The sequence below is a fragment of the Halodesulfovibrio sp. MK-HDV genome (assembly GCF_009914765.1).
Taxonomy (GTDB): Bacteria; Desulfobacterota; Desulfovibrionia; order Desulfovibrionales; family Desulfovibrionaceae; genus Halodesulfovibrio.
The window spans coordinates 25,075-41,282 of the sequence record NZ_WYDS01000003.1 but is presented as its reverse complement, the minus strand read 5'-3'; the positions used below and the strand labels follow the sequence as shown (position 1 = coordinate 41,282).

Genomic DNA, 16,208 nt, shown 5'->3' with positions numbered 1-16,208 from the left:
ACGGTTAACGGCCCCCTCACAATGATATTGAGTTTCAAAATCAAAGACGGATACCTAGCAATAAAATAGTAAGATCTTCAAGTGAAAATATGCACACTTATTCATATTTGAATTCAATGCGCTAATTTCGTAGAATATTTTTGCCAAAATTTTTTGAAAGACAAAGCTTATCGAACACAGCGCTTACCTTTCTTCAGTGCGGTAAGCGCAGATTTACCCATGATGCTTTTCTTTAAAAAGTTAAATCCTTAACAGTACTTTTCATTGTATTTTAACGCATTACGACTTCAAATCTCACCATTCTTACATAAGAAATACAAAAAGCCCCCTCGAGTTTTTATTCGAGGGGGCTTTTTACAATCTAACCACTTCACAAATGAACGGTCATTCCATCAACACTAATGCCAAACTTCATGCAATGCTTACCGATTCAGCCCTAAAAAGGACACTTTCCAACGCAAGCTTCCCCATCAAATTGACAGATCAAATTAGAGTTCGAAATCTTGATGAAAAGAAGCTCTGGTGAAGAAAAATATTAAAAAAAGGCTCACCATCTAACCTCAGTTCTATCATTGTAAAAACATCTTTGAGGAATACTCTTTCTAGATATTTCAACCACGAGAAACAACATATCCTAGGAAATAGTATGCAGAATCTCACTTCCTTTTTTACAAGCAAGGAATACGTTCGCGTCTTTGTAGAAGTCGCTTACGGTGCATCCTTTGTTAAGAACTATCTAACAAATTTTGATGCAAAATTAGAATACGCATTCAACATGCCAAACTTAAATGATTTGCAGGTAGTTGCGCTTCTATCACCATATGGGAATATTTCTGCTGTAATTACGGACTCTCTGGAAGGATTTCCCGAGTATCTTGCGCGCACCAAAACTTTGTATTGGACTGATGATATGGAATCCACACTAAAATTCACAAATTCAATAGGAATGAAAGTGTTACAACCCAAGACTCCTGTCCCAATAGGTTTTCAAGGAAGATTTGAAACCCCTGGGGGCTACGTGGTCGAATTAGCAGAGTTAAGTGAAGAGGGTAAACAATACTTTAATCCAGACCCAGCTAAGCTTGGATTTGCTTAATTACATAGCTACAAGTTTGAAACAACCCCATTTTCTAACAAAACACAGCTCCCACATTCAGTGGTTATCTTGTTACTATGCTGAAGGTAACTCATCAGTTGAGGGAGCATCAAATGCAACGCAAACTTTACATTCTGCTTCAAATACCTTCACTCGTTACAATGCCCAAGAAGCTCCGGCAAACTTGGGCATTGTAACGAGTGAACTATTCTCTGAGATCAACGTATCTCTCAATTAGCTTTGCAGATCACCCTACTCTTCAAAGATTATTTTTGAGGGGTGGCACTGACCCCGTACAGCTGGCACTGCGCTGAAATGATATCAAAAACCTTGTGATACATGAGGTGCCTAAAGAAACGTGATGACCCGTAAATTATTCCCCATCGCGTTCTGTCGATATCAAAATGCATTTCGATTGAAATGGTCGTTTCGTCAAGCTCATTGATGAGTAACGGAACTTCTACAGAGTGACTTACACCTCGAATTGACAAGATACCTTTCGCTACAACCTGTGGGCACGTAAGGGTCTGAACTTTAGTATTTTTTGTTTCGACTATCTCAAATTTCGCAGTAGGAAAAAGTTGCGTGAAAAAGAAATCATCTGAGTTTAAATGAGATTCCAACACTGTCTTTAACGGATCTCCTTCTAAATCAAGATCCTGAATTGATTTCATATCTGCAACAATATTTCCGCGTAATTCGCCATTACTTTCATAAAGATGACCGGAAACTTTAATTGTCCCACGATGAGATCCTGTATTTTTTCGCCCTCGCCATTCTAGGATGCTTTTTTCTGTATCTATTTCCCAGCATCGTCCTTCTGTTATCGAAAGCGGACGCTCTTCTTTCTGTATTTTTTTCTCCGAACCATCCACAGGATACCCTGCTACCAACCACCCTTCTACCCCTGCCTTTAGAACAGACAGATTAGTATACCCGGCATGATGCAATTTCTTCCAAGCAACAGACCAATCATAAGATTCTTGCCCAGCACCATATATAACAATTGGATCATCCAAAGTTGTAAAAAGGTCTCGGGTCAAATCCAAAAATTTTGCATCGAAGATACAAGCATTTACTGCAGATGGTAACCTGACCTTTGAATAATGTTCTGGTGGGAGGATATCTAAGACAATAGGAGGGCTCTCGTTTATTAACAGAGTATTGAGTTCAGAGCAGCTTAATTCCCGAGCATCACGAGCCTGACCTTTCATAACCTCAACCTCCTATCATTTGACCAAATCACGATCAATTTTATTCTTAAATATGCCACTTAGAGTGGATACAAATTGCATGGAATCAATGTTACCCACAAATCACAATTTAGAACTTGATAGACTTAGATATAAATAAAGTAACTAACTCAACAGAACCTTACGACATACAAGCTCTGATACTGAATAAATTCAGCCACAATATGTCAGAGAAAATGCAACCGCTGAAGGTGACTACAAGCATAACAAGCTGAATCTAAAAAACAGTTCATTCAAAACAGCAACATGGGATTCGAGGAATCGAGAATTCAAATCTCCTTATCTTGATCATAACAAATCATAACAGCTCCCTTGATTCTTAGATTCAAGGGAGCTGCTTTTTGCAATATGAAGCACTTTACAAAAAAAGTTCACTCCACCAACACTACGCTGGACTTCATCCTATGCTTCCCAAGTCAGCCTCTAAAAAAACTCTCTCCAGCCAAGCAAAGTCCCTTGTATTTATTTACTGGAGCCCCGTGGCAAAACTCATCTATTCAGGAAGAGCAAATCAGGCTATTTCTACTGACACGACACAACGTAACAATCTCCAACAGCAGTGTAAGGCATCCCTTCACAAACAATCTGTCAGATGTTCTAAAAAAAAGAATTCTCACTACGTGCAGCTCACTTTTGTAACCAACGCATTCGTTTTTTCTTAGCTCTCAACAATTGGAATTTGTTATGAATAAAATCCCTCAAATATCATTTCGCAAGCCAACAAAATCCACCCTTGAATTTGAGATCTTTACACTGCAAAAACTCTTTTCCAGACGACCTAGTCTTAAGCCATCAATAGAAAATCCACATAGAGTAAATTTCTACCACATTCTATTTATAACGAAAGGAACAGGACAGCATCAAATCGATTTCACCACATACAATTACCAAAAAGGAAGCATCATATTTATTGCACCAAGCCAAGTGCATGCCTTTACAATAAAAAAAGATGTTGAAGGGTTCATTATCATTTTTACAGAATCATTCATTTTAAAAAACTTGGGGCAGGCAGAACTGCTTCATTTTGCCCGCAGTTATAATTACCACTCCAATTACCCCATTGTGGAAGGAACAAGCTCAGAAAAAAACATGCTCTTACAGTCAATTAACGAGATGTATGAAGAATACTGCCAGCCAATTGGCTTAATGACAGAAGAAATTCTCCGGTTGCAGCTCAAGCTGCTTTTACTGAAAATTGAACGAATTAAGAATACTGATCCTAAAAACAAAAATAGCTCAGAGTGGGAAAACCTGTTCGCAGCATTTCGAAAGAATCTTGAATTGAACTATACCGAAACTCGAAACGCAACAGACTATGCAGCGATGCTAAACATCTCATACAAGCATTTAAATACCGTATGTAAGGCTATGTCAGGCTGTACCGCCAAGGAATTCATTGATGCATACATTGTTTTAGAAATTAAAAGACATATTGCAATGTTTACACTGTCAACCAAGGAACTTGCATTCAATATTGGGTTTGATGAGCCAACAAATCTTATAAAATTTTTCAAACGCCACGCGCATCAAACACCACAACAGTTTAAATCAACTCTGCTAGGGTAACCCCCTGGCAACACACACGCACCTCTATTAAACAAAAAAATCAGACAAAACTTCGTACGAAATATTTCCGACATTCTTTCCCCTTTCCCGACCAGTTCCCCGCTCCCCNATCTCCATTTTGTTTTCCCGCCCAAACTTCACTTGCCTACTTTTTTTTTAGAACAAAGCTAAGATACTTGGTTCGATATTTACCATCATTAATCATAAATCAACCTATGCGTTTTCTTTTTTNAGTTGGCATTTCAAGGCTACAACTTCTGGAGGAAATTATGAAACGTTTAGTACTGATTTGTGCTTTGGTATTGCTATGCTCAGCATGTTATCCAAAAAACCAGCACGCGACTCAAGACACCCTCTCTCAAAAAAATAAAGCCACTGCTTTACTTGAAAGCATTGAGACGGGAAACCCTACTCCGGTGTCATATATTAACCCTGAAAAATATATTCAGCATAACTTGATGGTAAAAGATGGCTTGGCAGGCTTTGGAGAACTTCTAAAGCAACTTCCTGAAGGAAGCGCCAAAGTTAATGTTGTGCGCGCATTTCAAGATGAGGAATACGTTTTTACTCATACTGAATACGATATTTTCGGCCCAAAAATCGGCTTCGATATTTTCAAATTCGAAAATGGAAAAATCGTTGAGCACTGGGACAATCTTCAAGTTGCTGCTGGGCCATCACCAAGTGGACACAGTATGATCGACGGTGCCACTGTCATTACCGGCAGAACGCTTACCGACGCGAACAAGGCACTTGTCCACTCCTTTGTTCAAGACATTTTACGTGATGGAAAAATGGAAAGGCTGACCTCATACTTTGATGATGACAACTACATCCAACATAATCCTAACATCGGCGATGGGCTTTCCGGTTTAGGCAAGGCGCTTGAAGCAATGTCCAAAGCAGGCATTGTTATGAAGTATGACCGAATCCATACAGTACTTGGGGAAGGTAATTTTGTTCTTACCGTCAGCGAAGGTTCTTTTGCTGGCAAGCCTACAGCTTTCTATGACCTGTTCCGAGTGGAAAATGGCAAAATAGCAGAACACTGGGATGTGATTGAAACAATAGCTGCACCCCATGACCGGAAGAACAACAACGGAAAATTCTAGTTCTATCTCAGGTAATAAGACTCGTGCAAATTTTGCTGGCAATGCTGTGGCTCAGAACATGCCGCAGCAATATAAATATGACCTAAAATTACAAGAAGAAAGCACAATGAATATTTCTGAAATATACAATAAGTTTGATCAAATAGGATGTTTAACGTTCGCAACTGTCGAAAAAGGGGTTCCTCACACTCGGATCGCACATCTTTTTGCGCATGATAGTGAAGGGCTATATTTTAGAACGATGGTGACAAAGCCATTTTTCAGACAATTAAGCGAATCAAAAACAGTATCAATCTGTGGAATGTCTCCAACGACAACAGTGAGTCATAACGAGCAGGGAATGCCTTACTTTCCTCCCGGATATACCATCCGAGTAACAGGAGACGTAGAGGAAGTGGATTTTGACACGCTCAAAAGAAAAGCTGAAAACAATACTATGTTTTCCCTTGGCGTGAAAGATATCGAACAGTATCCAGCAATGACAACATTCTGCCTTCATAAAGCATGGGGCGAAGTCTTTGATTTTGACTTTGAAATGGAAAAGCGACCTCACAAACTATTGCGCACCGCTTTTTCATTCGGCGGGCATAAAAACCCAGCTAAAGGAATGCGCATTACAGAGAATTGTATCTCGTGTGGTAAATGCTTTAAAAAATGTTCATTTAAAGCAATCACTAAGCACGAAGATACATATAAGATCAATTTCGATAAATGTGATGTCTGCGGAGATTGCTATATTACATGTCCAGCTAACGCCATTGAGTACATGTAAAGTTAATAAGATTTAGACAGTTAGATTGAAGCCGTGCTTGATCATTTCAAAAAACAGAACTTCAAATCTCGTCATCACACAGAGAAGTCAAAGGGTTTAGATCGCATAGATCTGAACCCTTTTTTCGTACGGCTGGTAGCAGTCTGCTCACAACCAACAAATAATAACGAGCTGGATGACCATGCTCATCTTGCTAGAATACAAACCCCGCACGACTTCACCGGACACTACGTACTTCAGACAGAAGCGCCCAACACATCACAACAGTAAAATTTATTCGTTGCCGTCCACGACCGGAACCAGCAGTGCTGTAACAAAAAGCTCTTCATCACTTCTAAGTGAATGCATTACTCCCGCTGGCACAACAAACGTATCTCCTACATTCATCATCAGTTCGCTATCCTCCAACACTCCAAAACCAGACCCTTTTATACAATAAAATATCTCATCAAGGTCATCGTGCTTATGCATAGGGACATTTTTATCTGACGGAATATGGTACACATGCACCTTCAGTGCTTCTTTAATTGAATCTAAATTCATAACCTCAAACCTTCGTTAAATATTTTCAAGAAACTACTGGCAGTAGCCAACATTGTCGAAAAAAGTAAGCATACTGCAGCAGGCATCTTCTTGCTTCGCCGATTACAGTCACCAAATACCACCTTACTCTTAAACGTGTTGGGGACTGTTGCTACTCAATGTCACCGCTGCCTGAAGTTAGTTTATCTTTTCATGCTGAATACAGGCTGCCCTAACAAGTTCCCTCAAAAGCAGTTAGTCTCTACCACTCAAACTACTTCCATTGTCGGAGTTCAATCACCAGACCATCCGGATCTCTGATCTCGCCACGAAATGAATCACCTAAATCTACTGGCTCTAGAGCCATAGTTATGCCTTTACCCGACAGATATTCTACCGCCTCGGTCATATTCTCAACCTCAAGAGCAAGCCCTCTATAACCTACTTCCCAAATGGCTTCTGATTTCGGTTTTGGGTTATCTACGGATATGATTTCAATGACCGTATCTCCTAACTCAAGATATATTACCTCTTTCATAGGCGGCATTTTCACTTCATTCCGACTCTTAATTTTAAACCCAATAATAGAAATATAAAAATCAAGAGTTTTGTCTGGATTCGTGGGTACAATTTCCACGTGATCAACTTTCTTAAAAATCATTCGAACTCCTTTATGATTTAGCGTTAACTTTCAATTTTTAGTTAGAACTTATATTAGGCTAGATAATGAGAAGAAAAATAACATTTGTTGTTTTTTTGAAGAAAAATATTTTTTAGAACCTACGGTGCGATTCACCTCTCTATTAAAACAGAGAATTCCATGCAGTGGACACATGGGGATATCTAAGAAAACAGGGCTGGAGAGCCTCATAGTCGGAATGCAGACTAGAAGAACTTGATAGGTAAACAGGGCAGGGAAAAAAGAGGGAAGCCTGATGATTGATACTTGTTACAATTTTTCTGAAAAACAAAAGAACATGAACTTCGTTATAGAAGAGATGAATGCATGCTGGAACGATGTTATTCATCTGGCAAAATCCCATTCGTTTTCTAAGGGACAAGTCGTAGATCAGGCTGACGACGCAGTATATCTGATAACTAAAGGGTATATTAGTTATAGTTGCTACTTACACAGTGGCGAAAAACGCATTTTGTATTTTGTTGGTCCCAATGCTCTATTCAATGAAGCTGGATGCATGATCAAACATAAGGGTCGTATTTCATTTGAATTTTTGACAGACACTCAAGTATATGCTTTCCCCTCAGATTTGTTTACTGATGTCGACTTTGTCCGTTCATACCCTGAATTGTCTATTAACCTCTCTCAATACATAATTTTTAAACGTACATACTTCAGTCACTTCACCGCAAATCTTTTCAACCGCAAACCTATTGCACGAGTGGCTGAGATTCTTTTCCAATTACATGAAAGAAAAAACGGAATTATCATTAGTCAGCAAGACATTGGTAATTTTTTCGGTCTCCACCAGATGACTGTATCCAGAGCTTTATCCCAGCTTCGTGACGAAAATATTATTGGCAAGATAACTAAGAATAATTTTGAAGTCTTTTCTCCAGAACGACTTGCCGAGTATGCGCATTGGGAAAAGATTTAAAAAAAAGAGCTCAGATCACATTGAGTTGAACCCTTTTTTGTTCACCAAAAAATTCACCGTTAACATACTGTCACTCACAAAAGACCATACTCTCTGCCCAGATGTATAAAAAAACAGGCCGGATTTTCGAAAAAATCGGCCTGTCGGAATGCTGTATATAAATACACCGTTATCTTATGGTGCTGATAAACTGATTGGCTTCGTCAATAGAGGCTTCCATGCGCTTAACCAATGAAGCAACATCGGTTTTTATTTCCCCAAGATCTTCCTTCAGTGAAGAAATGGCCTGAGCATTTAGGTTATGCTTCAAATACAGTACCTGATCATGCAAGGTGGTCAGTACAGGGTGCATAGATTTCTCAGCACGCCGCATGGCTGTAATCATAGTCTTATACTGAGATCTAGTGTGAATCAGCTTTCTTCGGCTCTTTGATGCCAGCTTCTTGCTGGAGTATTCCGTTATTTCCTGCTCCCATTCATCAAACAGAGCCAGAGATACGTCTTCAACAGAATCTATCCGATCTTTCACCTCTTCTGCCAGTTCTTTACTTTCCTCGTATTCGTCATTTAATTGCTCATACTTATCCTGTAGCTCTCCGCCGTCCTTACCCAGCACAACTTGGAATCGCTCCAACGCAGAATTGAATTGTTCCTTGGCTTCAGTCTGTGTATCGCGAGCCTTTTCCACCCGCTCCACCATTAAATCACGTTTATGAACGCCAACAGACTCCAAAGCCGAATAATACGCCTTCTGGCAACCGGTTAGTAGCGTTGCACCGGCCAGCATTAGCAAGATGGCTGTAATACGAATCGTCCTTGCATGCATAAAATAACACTCCCTTTGAATAAATAACGCAAACACGCGCAGGTAGCGTGAAATCTACTACTGCTTCAATGTTCAGGTCGCAGCGTTAGTTGCAGTAGTGGCTCCAAAGGCAGATGAAGTGCGTCTCACTTAACCCCAAATACTGTATAGAGCTTGACTAGATGACACTCCCCCGAGTTCTAAGACCATAGAGGATGGCAATTTTTATCGTACTTCATCTTTGGTGAAAAGCATTGAAACGTCATTCTGTGTTCTGAATCTCTTCTTAGTCCAGCCCCTCCATATAAAGGAACTAAAAAGGTAACCTATTAATTTTAAAAGCCTCCTTGACACTATTAAATTTCGATGGCAAAAATAGCTCAATTAAGGACACTTTTTTGACATGTCCGTAACTGCCATGACAGATTAATATTTCACAAAAATAGTACAGATACCATAGAGAGCTTTCTGAAAGTTTAGGACATATATGAAAGAAACCATCGCTCTTATAGGCCCCTCCGACTCGGTAGAGATCATGCAGGAATCAATGAATCGATTCTTCCCTGATCTTGCGTCCAAAGCATATATCCGAGAGCGCACTGAAGATACCCATGAGGTGCTGGAGCAAAGCCAGAGTGAGTGTGATGGTCTGCTTTTTTCAGGTATCGGAGTTCAGGAATCTGCCAAGGCGAAAGGGGTTGTCACTAAACCATTCGCCCATATCGAACGCGGTGCTTACAGCCTTCTTCGCGTATTTTCTGAAATTTACCGCAGAGGACTCTCTTTCGACCGCATCAGCATTGATGTTGTTACCCAACCCATACTCAATGAAGTCGTCCGCGAGTTTGATATGCCTTTCGGCGAGGTGCATTCCATGCCCTTCGAAGCACAATACCCCGAGCAGCAATATCAAGACTGGCATCGCAACCTTCTGGAATCCGGTAAAGTTGATTTAGCCATCTCCGGTTTTGGTTCCGTATATCAAGAACTGAGCGGACTCGGTCATCACGTATTCCGTATGCTGCCAAGCACACTTCAAGTTCGTGAAACTGTCGAACATCTTCGGGCAAACATAGCGGCTTGCGACCTGCGTTCCGCTGGCATAGCCATCCAGATAGTCCGACTCCATCGCAATGAAGAACACGCGATGAACCAATACGATCAGATGAAGGACGAAGGTCGCTTCTTTCTCGAACTGCTCGACTACGTTCGCGCCATTCAAGGCAGTCTGTTTGACATAGGTAAACGCGAGTACGTCATTTATTCCACACGCGGGGTTATCGAAAGCCCAGTGCATCTGGATATGTTCACTCGCCTTTTGAATTGGGGTCGAGACAACAATATCCGCGTATCTTCCGGTATCGGCATCGGCTCCACAGCCTTCGAAGCAGAAAAATCCGCACAAAAAGCACTTTCCCACGGCAGCAAACTACCCGCTGGCGGCTTGTTTTTAATTCATGAAGACCATATTCGCGGCCCGCTTGGTGAAGACGGCGAACTGAAATACCGCACCCGTATAGAGGACAGCACTCTGCTGCGCATCGCGAGTGAAATAGGTATCAGCCCCAGCTACGTAGACCGCGTTCAAGCCATTATGGACAAAACCGGCAAGAGTGTTTTCGACTCTGGAGACCTTGCCGCATGTCTGGGGATCAGTGACCGCAGCGCACGAAGAGTGCTTAAGAAATTTTTAGATAGTGGGCACGCCACGATGGTTGGAAAGGAAAATTCCCACCAGTCCGGCAGACCAAAAAATTTAGTAAAAATTACTATTTAAGGGGTTGGTATTTTTTGCGGACAATTACGGACATATTTGGGACATGTCCTAATAGTCAAAAATACTGCTGCCTTCGAACAAAAAAGGAGGGTGTTCTGATTCGAAACGGGAAAGAGGTTCTGACGAAATTTTGTTCAGGAGAGCTGCATCAGGGCATTACCGCACCTGCTTCCTTACGAGGAGTGCAATACGCACTGATGACAATTAAGATCAACTTATTTCAAACTGTAGGAAACATACCATGTTAAACGCAATCAAGAACGTAAAGGTACACTTGCTCGTTCTCGCGCTGGTGGCCGTCTCCGAGGCCGTGGGTATTCTGAAATTTAGCATCGGCCCGGGCATGCTTGTCCTTCTGCCAATGCTCTATGCTGTAATGATCGGTGTCTTTCTGGGCCCAAAATTCCTGAAAATTGTCAGCGACAAAGATATGAATCACGCAAGTGCTCTTGTAAGTCTGACTCTTATGCTACTTATGGCACGTTACGGCACACTTGTAGGACCAAAGTTCTTTGAAATTCTTAAAGCTGGCCCTGCTCTCATTTTACAGGAATTCGGCAACATCGGTACCATCTTCATTGGTATTCCTATTGCTATGTTCCTTGGCCTTAAACGCGAATCCGTTGGCGCTGCTCACTCCATCGCTCGTGAACCTAACGTAGCCCTTATCGGCGACATTTACGGACTGGATTCTGCTGAAGGACGCGGCGTAATGGGCGTCTACATCTGTGGTACAGTTTTCGGCACAATCTTCTTTGGTCTGGCTGCATCATTCCTGAGCATCCTGAACTGGTTCCACCCTTATGCACTTGCAATGGCTTCCGGTGTTGGTTCCGCCAGCATGATGACCGCCACAGTGGGGAGTCTTTCCGCAATCTATCCGGAAATGGCAGAAAAAATTCAGGCGTTCGGCGTTGCCAGTAACACCCTGTCCGGACTGGATGGCGTTTACATGTCCATGCTCATCGCCCTGCCTATGTCCAACAGACTCTATTCATTTCTGTACCGCATCAAGTTCGGCACCACTCAGGAGGTTTTAACTAATGAATAAGATCACTGAATCTGCAATCGTTCTTGTTATTGTGGCCGCCATCACCCTGCTCGGTAACTGGATAGGTTATGGCTACACCCTCGTCGAAGCTCTGCCCGGCATGGCTGTACTCGTAAGCATATGCATCCTCGGCGTGCTGGCTAACAAGTTTATCTACAATCTTCCTACTGTACTCTACGTAATCACCTTCGGCATGATCATCACCATGCCGGGTGTTCCCGGCAACGCACTGTTTGCTGGCTGGGTATCCAAGGTCAACTTTCTAGCACTTACCACTCCTATCCTTGCGTACGCTGGTGTAGGAATCGGCAAAGACCTTCCGGCACTGAAAAGAACCGGCTGGCGCATTGTAGTTGTTAGTTTGTTCGTTATGACCGGAACCTACGTGGCTTCTGCTGCTATTGCCCATGTTGTGCTCAAAATGCTTGGAGAAATCTAAATGAACCTGAAGCCTGAAATCGAAGCCTGTTTTGCAGAGTTGAAAGACATTCGCCAGTATCTGCATTCCTGTCCGGAAGTTGGGCTGGAAACTGTCGAAACCGTGGCCTTTGTCAAAAACAAGCTAGACGACTTCGGTATCAGCTACGAGAACATTGGTGTCAATTCGCTCTTAGCGAAGGTCGATGGAAGCGAAGCAGGCAAAACTATTGCCTTCCGCGCTGACATGGACGCTCTTGAGACCACTGAAGAAACAGGACTACCTTACGAATCCAAAGTTGTTGGCCGCATGCATGCATGCGGCCACGACGGTCACACCACTACCATGCTGGCATTCGCCCGTTATCTGGCAGACCATCGCAACTTCAAGGGTACTGTGCTTCTTCTTTTCCAGTCCGGTGAAGAAGGATTCGGTGGCGCGCTGAAAGTTATTGAAGACGGCTTATTCGAGAAATACGACATCGACTCTATGTTCGGGCTGCACAACTGGCCGGGCTACGCAGAGAATCAGATTGTAATCCATCACGGAGCATGCATGGCTTCCGAGGATCGATTCGATCTGGTCATCCGCGGCAAGAGTGGGCACGCTTCTGTGCCGCATCTCTGTGTTGAGCCGTTCGCTGCTGTAGCTGACTTTATAAAAGGTGCGCAGACCATCATCCCACGCAAGATATCGGCTCATGACAAAGCCGTTATCAGCATCACGCAAGTGCATGGCGGCAGTGCCTACAACATTATTCCGGATGAAGTTATCGTTCGGGGTAACGTACGCACCACTGCTGATGATGTTCAGGACACAATTGAAGAGTCGCTGGGGCAGCTGGCAAAAGGCATCGCCACAACATACGGAGTGGAAGCCGAGTTCACTTACAACCGTAAGCATCCTGTGCTGATAAACTCCACGCCAGAGCCTGCCATAAAGGCTGCAGCCAGAATAGTTGGTGAGGAAAACGTGCTCACCAATGAACTGCCAGCGATGGGGAGCGAGGACTACGCCTTTTATATGCAAAAAACCAAAGGGTGCTTTGCATGGATTGGTAACGGTAAGGACTCAGCCGTTATCCACAACAGTAAATATGATTTCAATGATGATATCATCCTCGTGGGAGCAACCTTCTTTGCAGAGATCTTTGAAGAGGTCATGCAGCAGGTATAACCCCGAGCTAGTGAGCGATATAGAACGCATCCCTCACACACAGCACTAGAGGCTGTTCGGCTTACGGTCACTCGGAGCCGGACAGCCTCTTTTATTATACGGAGATAACATGGATTCCCTTCAAGAACTTTACAAAGTGGGTAACGGTCCATCCAGCAGCCACACCATGGGTCCACAAAAAGCTGCCAAGCAATTTATGGAACGCACACCTGCTGCCACTCGGTACAGAGTAACTCTGCTTGGCAGTCTGGCTGCAACGGGCAAAGGCCACCTAACTGACTGGATAATCGAGAATACCTTAGGGGCAAAACGCACCGAAATTATCTGGAAACCAAATGAAGTCAGACCATTTCACACCAACGGGATGGTATTCGAAGCCTTAAATAAAGAAGATAATCTGGAAGCTTCGTGGGAAGTGTACAGCGTTGGCGGTGGTACCATAGCCGAAGCTGACTCCGCGACAAGAGGCACGAAGCCCTTTTACCCGCACACAACACTCACTGCGATTACAGAGTACTGTCGGGAAGAAGATATAGAACTTTGGCAGTATGTAGAAAGGCAGGAAGGTTCAGAAATATGGTCGTTCCTTGCAGAACTATGGCAGACTATGAAGGATTCCATTGAACGTGGACTTAAAGGCACGGGCGTACTTCCTGGAACCTTGCGCTACCCTCGTAAAGCCAGTGCCTTTTTCAAAAAAGCACGTACCCAGACAAAACGCCTGCGCAGCACTGGCAACACTTTTGCCTATGCCTTAGCTGTATCCGAAGAAAATGCCTCTGGCGGAACAGTTGTCACAGCCCCCACATGTGGTTCAGCTGGACTTGTTCCCGCAGTGTTGCGGTCATTGCAGGAAGATTACAACCTTGGCGAACAAGAAATTTTACACGCCCTCGCTGTTGGTGGTCTCATCGGCAATCTGGTTAAAGAAAATGCCTCAATATCTGGAGCCGAAGTGGGCTGTCAGGGGGAAATAGGCACAGCGTGCGCCATGGCAGGAGCTATGACGGCATTTCTGTTTGGTGGAACCCTTCCTCAAATCGACTACGCAGCCGAAATGGCGCTTGAGCATCACCTTGGCATGACTTGCGATCCTGTGTGCGGCTACGTTCAGGTGCCGTGCATCGAACGCAATGCTGTCTCTGCAATCCGAGCCATCAACGCTGCGGAGTACACCCTGTTTACGAACGGTGAACACCACATCAGCTTTGATCAAGTAGTGCAGACCATGAATGAGACAGGCCACGACCTAAAATGCGGGTATCGCGAAACGTCTCAAGCAGGGCTGGCAAAACACTGGAACATGAAAGACAACAGTTCATGTTGCTAAAATAATATGGATAAAAAAACGGCAAGCTAGCACTCACACTAACTTGCCGTTTTGTTTTATCTATTCACTAGCTATTTATTTTTCTTTAGCGATTTTGCATAAATTGCAATATCCTTCCAGCGCTCTTTTTCCAGCCGATCCGCGCTCTTGTGTTGCCTTTCAGCCACGTAAGATAATTCACGCATCATCTTATGGTAACTGACAAGACGCTCCTTTTTAACATCTCCCGTTGCAATCGCTGCCAGTACATTACATCCAGGCTCCGAAGTATGGGAACAATCCTGAAATTTGCACCTAACGGCTAATCCTTCAATGTCTGTGAATGACATTGATACGCCGTCGCCTGCATCCCAGAATGCAATTTCTCTGATACCCGGATTATCTATAATCATCCCCCCATCCGGAAAGATGATCAGATCGCGTTCTGTCGTTGTGTGCTTTCCTTTCACGACGGCTGTGCTTATCGCACCGGTCCGTTGAAGGTCTTTTCCTGCAAGACGGTTCAGTAACGTAGATTTTCCGGCACCGGATGAGCCGATCATTGCTGCTGTTTTTGAGCTGTCAGCAAAGTACGCTTTAATCTCATTCAATCCCGAATCGTCTTGAAATCCAAGCAAGTGGACAGATACACCGAAAGCCACGGCTTCTACCTCGTACATAAAGCTTTCCGGTGCTTCGTGCGTATCAGCCTTTGTAAGCACTACAACAGGGGTTAAACCGCAGTTAAAAACAAGGGTTATGTACCTTTCTATTCGGCGTAAATTAAAATCCCGATCCAGCCCGCACACGATGAATACAGAATCAAGATTAGCCGCAATAACCTGCTGTTGCTTTGCGGTATCTGCATGCTTTCCACGCCCGCCAGAAGCACCACGGGATAACGTTTTTTCACGCGGTAGTACTTCAGTAATCACGAGGTCATTAACCAGAACCCAGTCGCCAACGGCCGGAAACAGACCCTGATTTTGATACAATAACCTACCGGATATTGTGGTGAGCCATTCTTCTTGCCCATTCGTGACAAGAAACGAATTTTTCCTCACGCCGCTCACTCTTACGGGATTTCCCGAAGGATTTTCTAACCCGTCGTAAGAAGCCTGAAAAAATTCATTCCAACCTAAAAGGACTAAGTTTGACATGGAACAATCGATGTTGTTCTCAACACTACTTTTTTTATTCATTGTTTTCTCATCGGTAAGGAAACACAACCTCGACTTATTCAATCGTTTCACCGGTTCAAGCTTACGCTTAGCCACGGCATATGACTACAGACTAGGAACAATACTGTGCCGTAAAATCGCAGCCAACCGAGAGTTGTGCATATAATAGGAATGAGAAGTCGTTAGCGGTCGTTGTTAGACACAACAAAAGACTCCACATATGTGATTATTATCGTAGTGGAGAGTGGCTGCTGATGAGAAAGCAAGCCTTAAGACGTACATCTGAACAGATGCACGGGCATAGCATAATGCTATGTTCTGTTACGTTGCCCCGCATAAACCAGAGCATGACGATTCAGTATGTAACCGGCTTGTTTCTAATCAACAGCCAGAAATACATTATCCATCGTACCTGTAAACACAAAAACTCCTTTAGTTACGTGTTGAACTAACCTGTTCGATACCTACACATACACAGGCTGTCAAACCATCCTATGCATCATAATTTCTATAACACGTTTTTCAAAAAGCTTTTTAAGCAACTTGAACCATTG

At 43.2% G+C, this 16,208-nt stretch carries 15 protein-coding genes; 10 read left to right on the top strand and 5 right to left on the bottom strand.

Annotated elements, in window-relative coordinates; translation table 11 throughout:
• The first annotated feature begins 646 nt into the window (after window positions 1-646).
• Window positions 647-1,096 carry a hypothetical protein gene (locus MKHDV_RS02880; RefSeq protein ID WP_160712082.1) on the top strand — a complete coding sequence of 150 codons (450 nt, stop codon included), beginning with the start codon at window positions 647-649 and terminating at the stop codon, window positions 1,094-1,096.
• A 266-nt stretch (window positions 1,097-1,362) separates the two neighbouring features.
• Here MKHDV_RS02880 and MKHDV_RS02875 read toward each other — a convergent pair whose 3' ends face one another.
• Window positions 1,363-2,310 carry a YceI family protein gene (locus tag MKHDV_RS02875; RefSeq protein ID WP_160712080.1) on the bottom strand — a complete coding sequence of 316 codons (948 nt, stop codon included), beginning with the start codon at window positions 2,308-2,310 and terminating at the stop codon, window positions 1,363-1,365.
• 723 nt (window positions 2,311-3,033) lie between these two features.
• Between MKHDV_RS02875 and MKHDV_RS02870 the strand changes: the two genes are divergently transcribed.
• The 3 genes from MKHDV_RS02870 to MKHDV_RS02860 all read left to right on the top strand — a co-directional run bounded on the left by MKHDV_RS02870 (window position 3,034) and on the right by MKHDV_RS02860 (window position 5,799).
• Window positions 3,034-3,915 carry a helix-turn-helix transcriptional regulator gene (locus MKHDV_RS02870; RefSeq protein WP_160712078.1) on the top strand — a complete coding sequence of 294 codons (882 nt, stop codon included), beginning with the start codon at window positions 3,034-3,036 and terminating at the stop codon, window positions 3,913-3,915.
• A gap of 269 nt (window positions 3,916-4,184) precedes the next feature.
• The gene (locus MKHDV_RS02865; protein ID WP_160712076.1) at window positions 4,185-5,027 is read left to right on the top strand and encodes a nuclear transport factor 2 family protein; all 843 of its coding nucleotides are present in this window, start codon (window positions 4,185-4,187) and stop codon (window positions 5,025-5,027) included.
• Window positions 4,996-5,799 (top strand): 4Fe-4S binding protein, encoded by an 804-nt coding sequence (locus MKHDV_RS02860; RefSeq protein WP_216846841.1) that lies wholly within the window; start codon window positions 4,996-4,998, stop codon window positions 5,797-5,799. The genes MKHDV_RS02865 and MKHDV_RS02860 overlap by 32 nt, the downstream gene beginning before the upstream one ends.
• Window positions 5,800-6,072: 273 nt before the next feature.
• Here the strand turns inward: MKHDV_RS02860 and MKHDV_RS02855 are convergent, their stop codons facing one another.
• Together MKHDV_RS02855 and MKHDV_RS02850 are read right to left on the bottom strand one after the other, a co-directional pair.
• Window positions 6,073-6,342, bottom strand: coding sequence for a cupin domain-containing protein (locus MKHDV_RS02855; protein ID WP_160712074.1), 270 nt, complete (start codon window positions 6,340-6,342; stop codon window positions 6,073-6,075).
• A gap of 253 nt (window positions 6,343-6,595) precedes the next feature.
• Window positions 6,596-6,982: a VOC family protein gene (locus tag MKHDV_RS02850; protein ID WP_174239227.1), complete on the bottom strand. Its 387-nt coding sequence runs from the start codon at window positions 6,980-6,982 to the stop codon at window positions 6,596-6,598.
• A 274-nt stretch (window positions 6,983-7,256) separates the two neighbouring features.
• On the opposite strand from MKHDV_RS02850, the gene MKHDV_RS02845 reads away from it, so the two are divergent.
• Window positions 7,257-7,937: a Crp/Fnr family transcriptional regulator gene (locus tag MKHDV_RS02845; protein WP_216846840.1), complete on the top strand. Its 681-nt coding sequence runs from the start codon at window positions 7,257-7,259 to the stop codon at window positions 7,935-7,937.
• A gap of 169 nt (window positions 7,938-8,106) precedes the next feature.
• Here the strand turns inward: MKHDV_RS02845 and MKHDV_RS02840 are convergent, their stop codons facing one another.
• Window positions 8,107-8,763, bottom strand: a complete 657-nt coding sequence (locus MKHDV_RS02840) for a DUF2959 domain-containing protein (RefSeq protein WP_160712070.1) — start codon at window positions 8,761-8,763, stop codon at window positions 8,107-8,109.
• A gap of 466 nt (window positions 8,764-9,229) precedes the next feature.
• Between MKHDV_RS02840 and MKHDV_RS02835 the strand changes: the two genes are divergently transcribed.
• From MKHDV_RS02835 to MKHDV_RS02815, 5 genes are all read left to right on the top strand, one after another.
• The gene (locus MKHDV_RS02835) at window positions 9,230-10,519 is read left to right on the top strand and encodes a hypothetical protein (RefSeq protein WP_160712068.1); all 1,290 of its coding nucleotides are present in this window, start codon (window positions 9,230-9,232) and stop codon (window positions 10,517-10,519) included.
• 241 nt (window positions 10,520-10,760) lie between these two features.
• A complete protein-coding gene (locus MKHDV_RS02830; RefSeq protein ID WP_160712066.1) occupies window positions 10,761-11,570 on the top strand; it encodes a DUF3100 domain-containing protein in 810 nt (269 codons plus the stop codon).
• Window positions 11,563-12,009: a hypothetical protein gene (locus MKHDV_RS02825; protein WP_160712064.1), complete on the top strand. Its 447-nt coding sequence runs from the start codon at window positions 11,563-11,565 to the stop codon at window positions 12,007-12,009. Before MKHDV_RS02830 ends, MKHDV_RS02825 begins: the two co-directional genes overlap by 8 nt.
• On the top strand, window positions 12,010-13,164 hold the full coding sequence (locus MKHDV_RS02820; RefSeq protein ID WP_160712062.1) for an amidohydrolase: 1,155 nt from the start codon (window positions 12,010-12,012) through the stop codon (window positions 13,162-13,164).
• A 109-nt stretch (window positions 13,165-13,273) separates the two neighbouring features.
• On the top strand, window positions 13,274-14,494 hold the full coding sequence (locus tag MKHDV_RS02815) for an L-serine ammonia-lyase, iron-sulfur-dependent, subunit alpha (protein ID WP_160712060.1): 1,221 nt from the start codon (window positions 13,274-13,276) through the stop codon (window positions 14,492-14,494).
• A 71-nt stretch (window positions 14,495-14,565) separates the two neighbouring features.
• Here the strand turns inward: MKHDV_RS02815 and rsgA are convergent, their stop codons facing one another.
• Complete coding sequence (gene rsgA / locus MKHDV_RS02810) at window positions 14,566-15,675, bottom strand: ribosome small subunit-dependent GTPase A (protein WP_162859827.1); 1,110 nt, start codon at window positions 15,673-15,675, stop codon at window positions 14,566-14,568.
• Window positions 15,676-16,208 lie beyond the last annotated feature (533 nt).

Coding starts and splice junctions, on each gene's coding strand:
- MKHDV_RS02830 (WP_160712066.1), top strand. CDS start 10,761: ATGTTAAACGCAATCAAGAACGTAAAGGTACACTTGCTCGTTCTCGCG.
- MKHDV_RS02855 (WP_160712074.1), bottom strand. CDS start 6,342: ATGAATTTAGATTCAATTAAAGAAGCACTGAAGGTGCATGTGTACCAT.
- MKHDV_RS02840 (WP_160712070.1), bottom strand. CDS start 8,763: ATGCATGCAAGGACGATTCGTATTACAGCCATCTTGCTAATGCTGGCC.
- MKHDV_RS02825 (WP_160712064.1), top strand. CDS start 11,563: ATGAATAAGATCACTGAATCTGCAATCGTTCTTGTTATTGTGGCCGCC.
- MKHDV_RS02835 (WP_160712068.1), top strand. CDS start 9,230: ATGAAAGAAACCATCGCTCTTATAGGCCCCTCCGACTCGGTAGAGATC.
- MKHDV_RS02845 (WP_216846840.1), top strand. CDS start 7,257: ATGATTGATACTTGTTACAATTTTTCTGAAAAACAAAAGAACATGAAC.
- MKHDV_RS02820 (WP_160712062.1), top strand. CDS start 12,010: ATGAACCTGAAGCCTGAAATCGAAGCCTGTTTTGCAGAGTTGAAAGAC.
- rsgA (WP_162859827.1), bottom strand. CDS start 15,675: ATGAATAAAAAAAGTAGTGTTGAGAACAACATCGATTGTTCCATGTCA.
- MKHDV_RS02815 (WP_160712060.1), top strand. CDS start 13,274: ATGGATTCCCTTCAAGAACTTTACAAAGTGGGTAACGGTCCATCCAGC.
- MKHDV_RS02865 (WP_160712076.1), top strand. CDS start 4,185: ATGAAACGTTTAGTACTGATTTGTGCTTTGGTATTGCTATGCTCAGCA.
- MKHDV_RS02880 (WP_160712082.1), top strand. CDS start 647: ATGCAGAATCTCACTTCCTTTTTTACAAGCAAGGAATACGTTCGCGTC.
- MKHDV_RS02870 (WP_160712078.1), top strand. CDS start 3,034: ATGAATAAAATCCCTCAAATATCATTTCGCAAGCCAACAAAATCCACC.
- MKHDV_RS02875 (WP_160712080.1), bottom strand. CDS start 2,310: ATGAAAGGTCAGGCTCGTGATGCTCGGGAATTAAGCTGCTCTGAACTC.
- MKHDV_RS02860 (WP_216846841.1), top strand. CDS start 4,996: ATGACCGGAAGAACAACAACGGAAAATTCTAGTTCTATCTCAGGTAAT.
- MKHDV_RS02850 (WP_174239227.1), bottom strand. CDS start 6,982: ATGATTTTTAAGAAAGTTGATCACGTGGAAATTGTACCCACGAATCCA.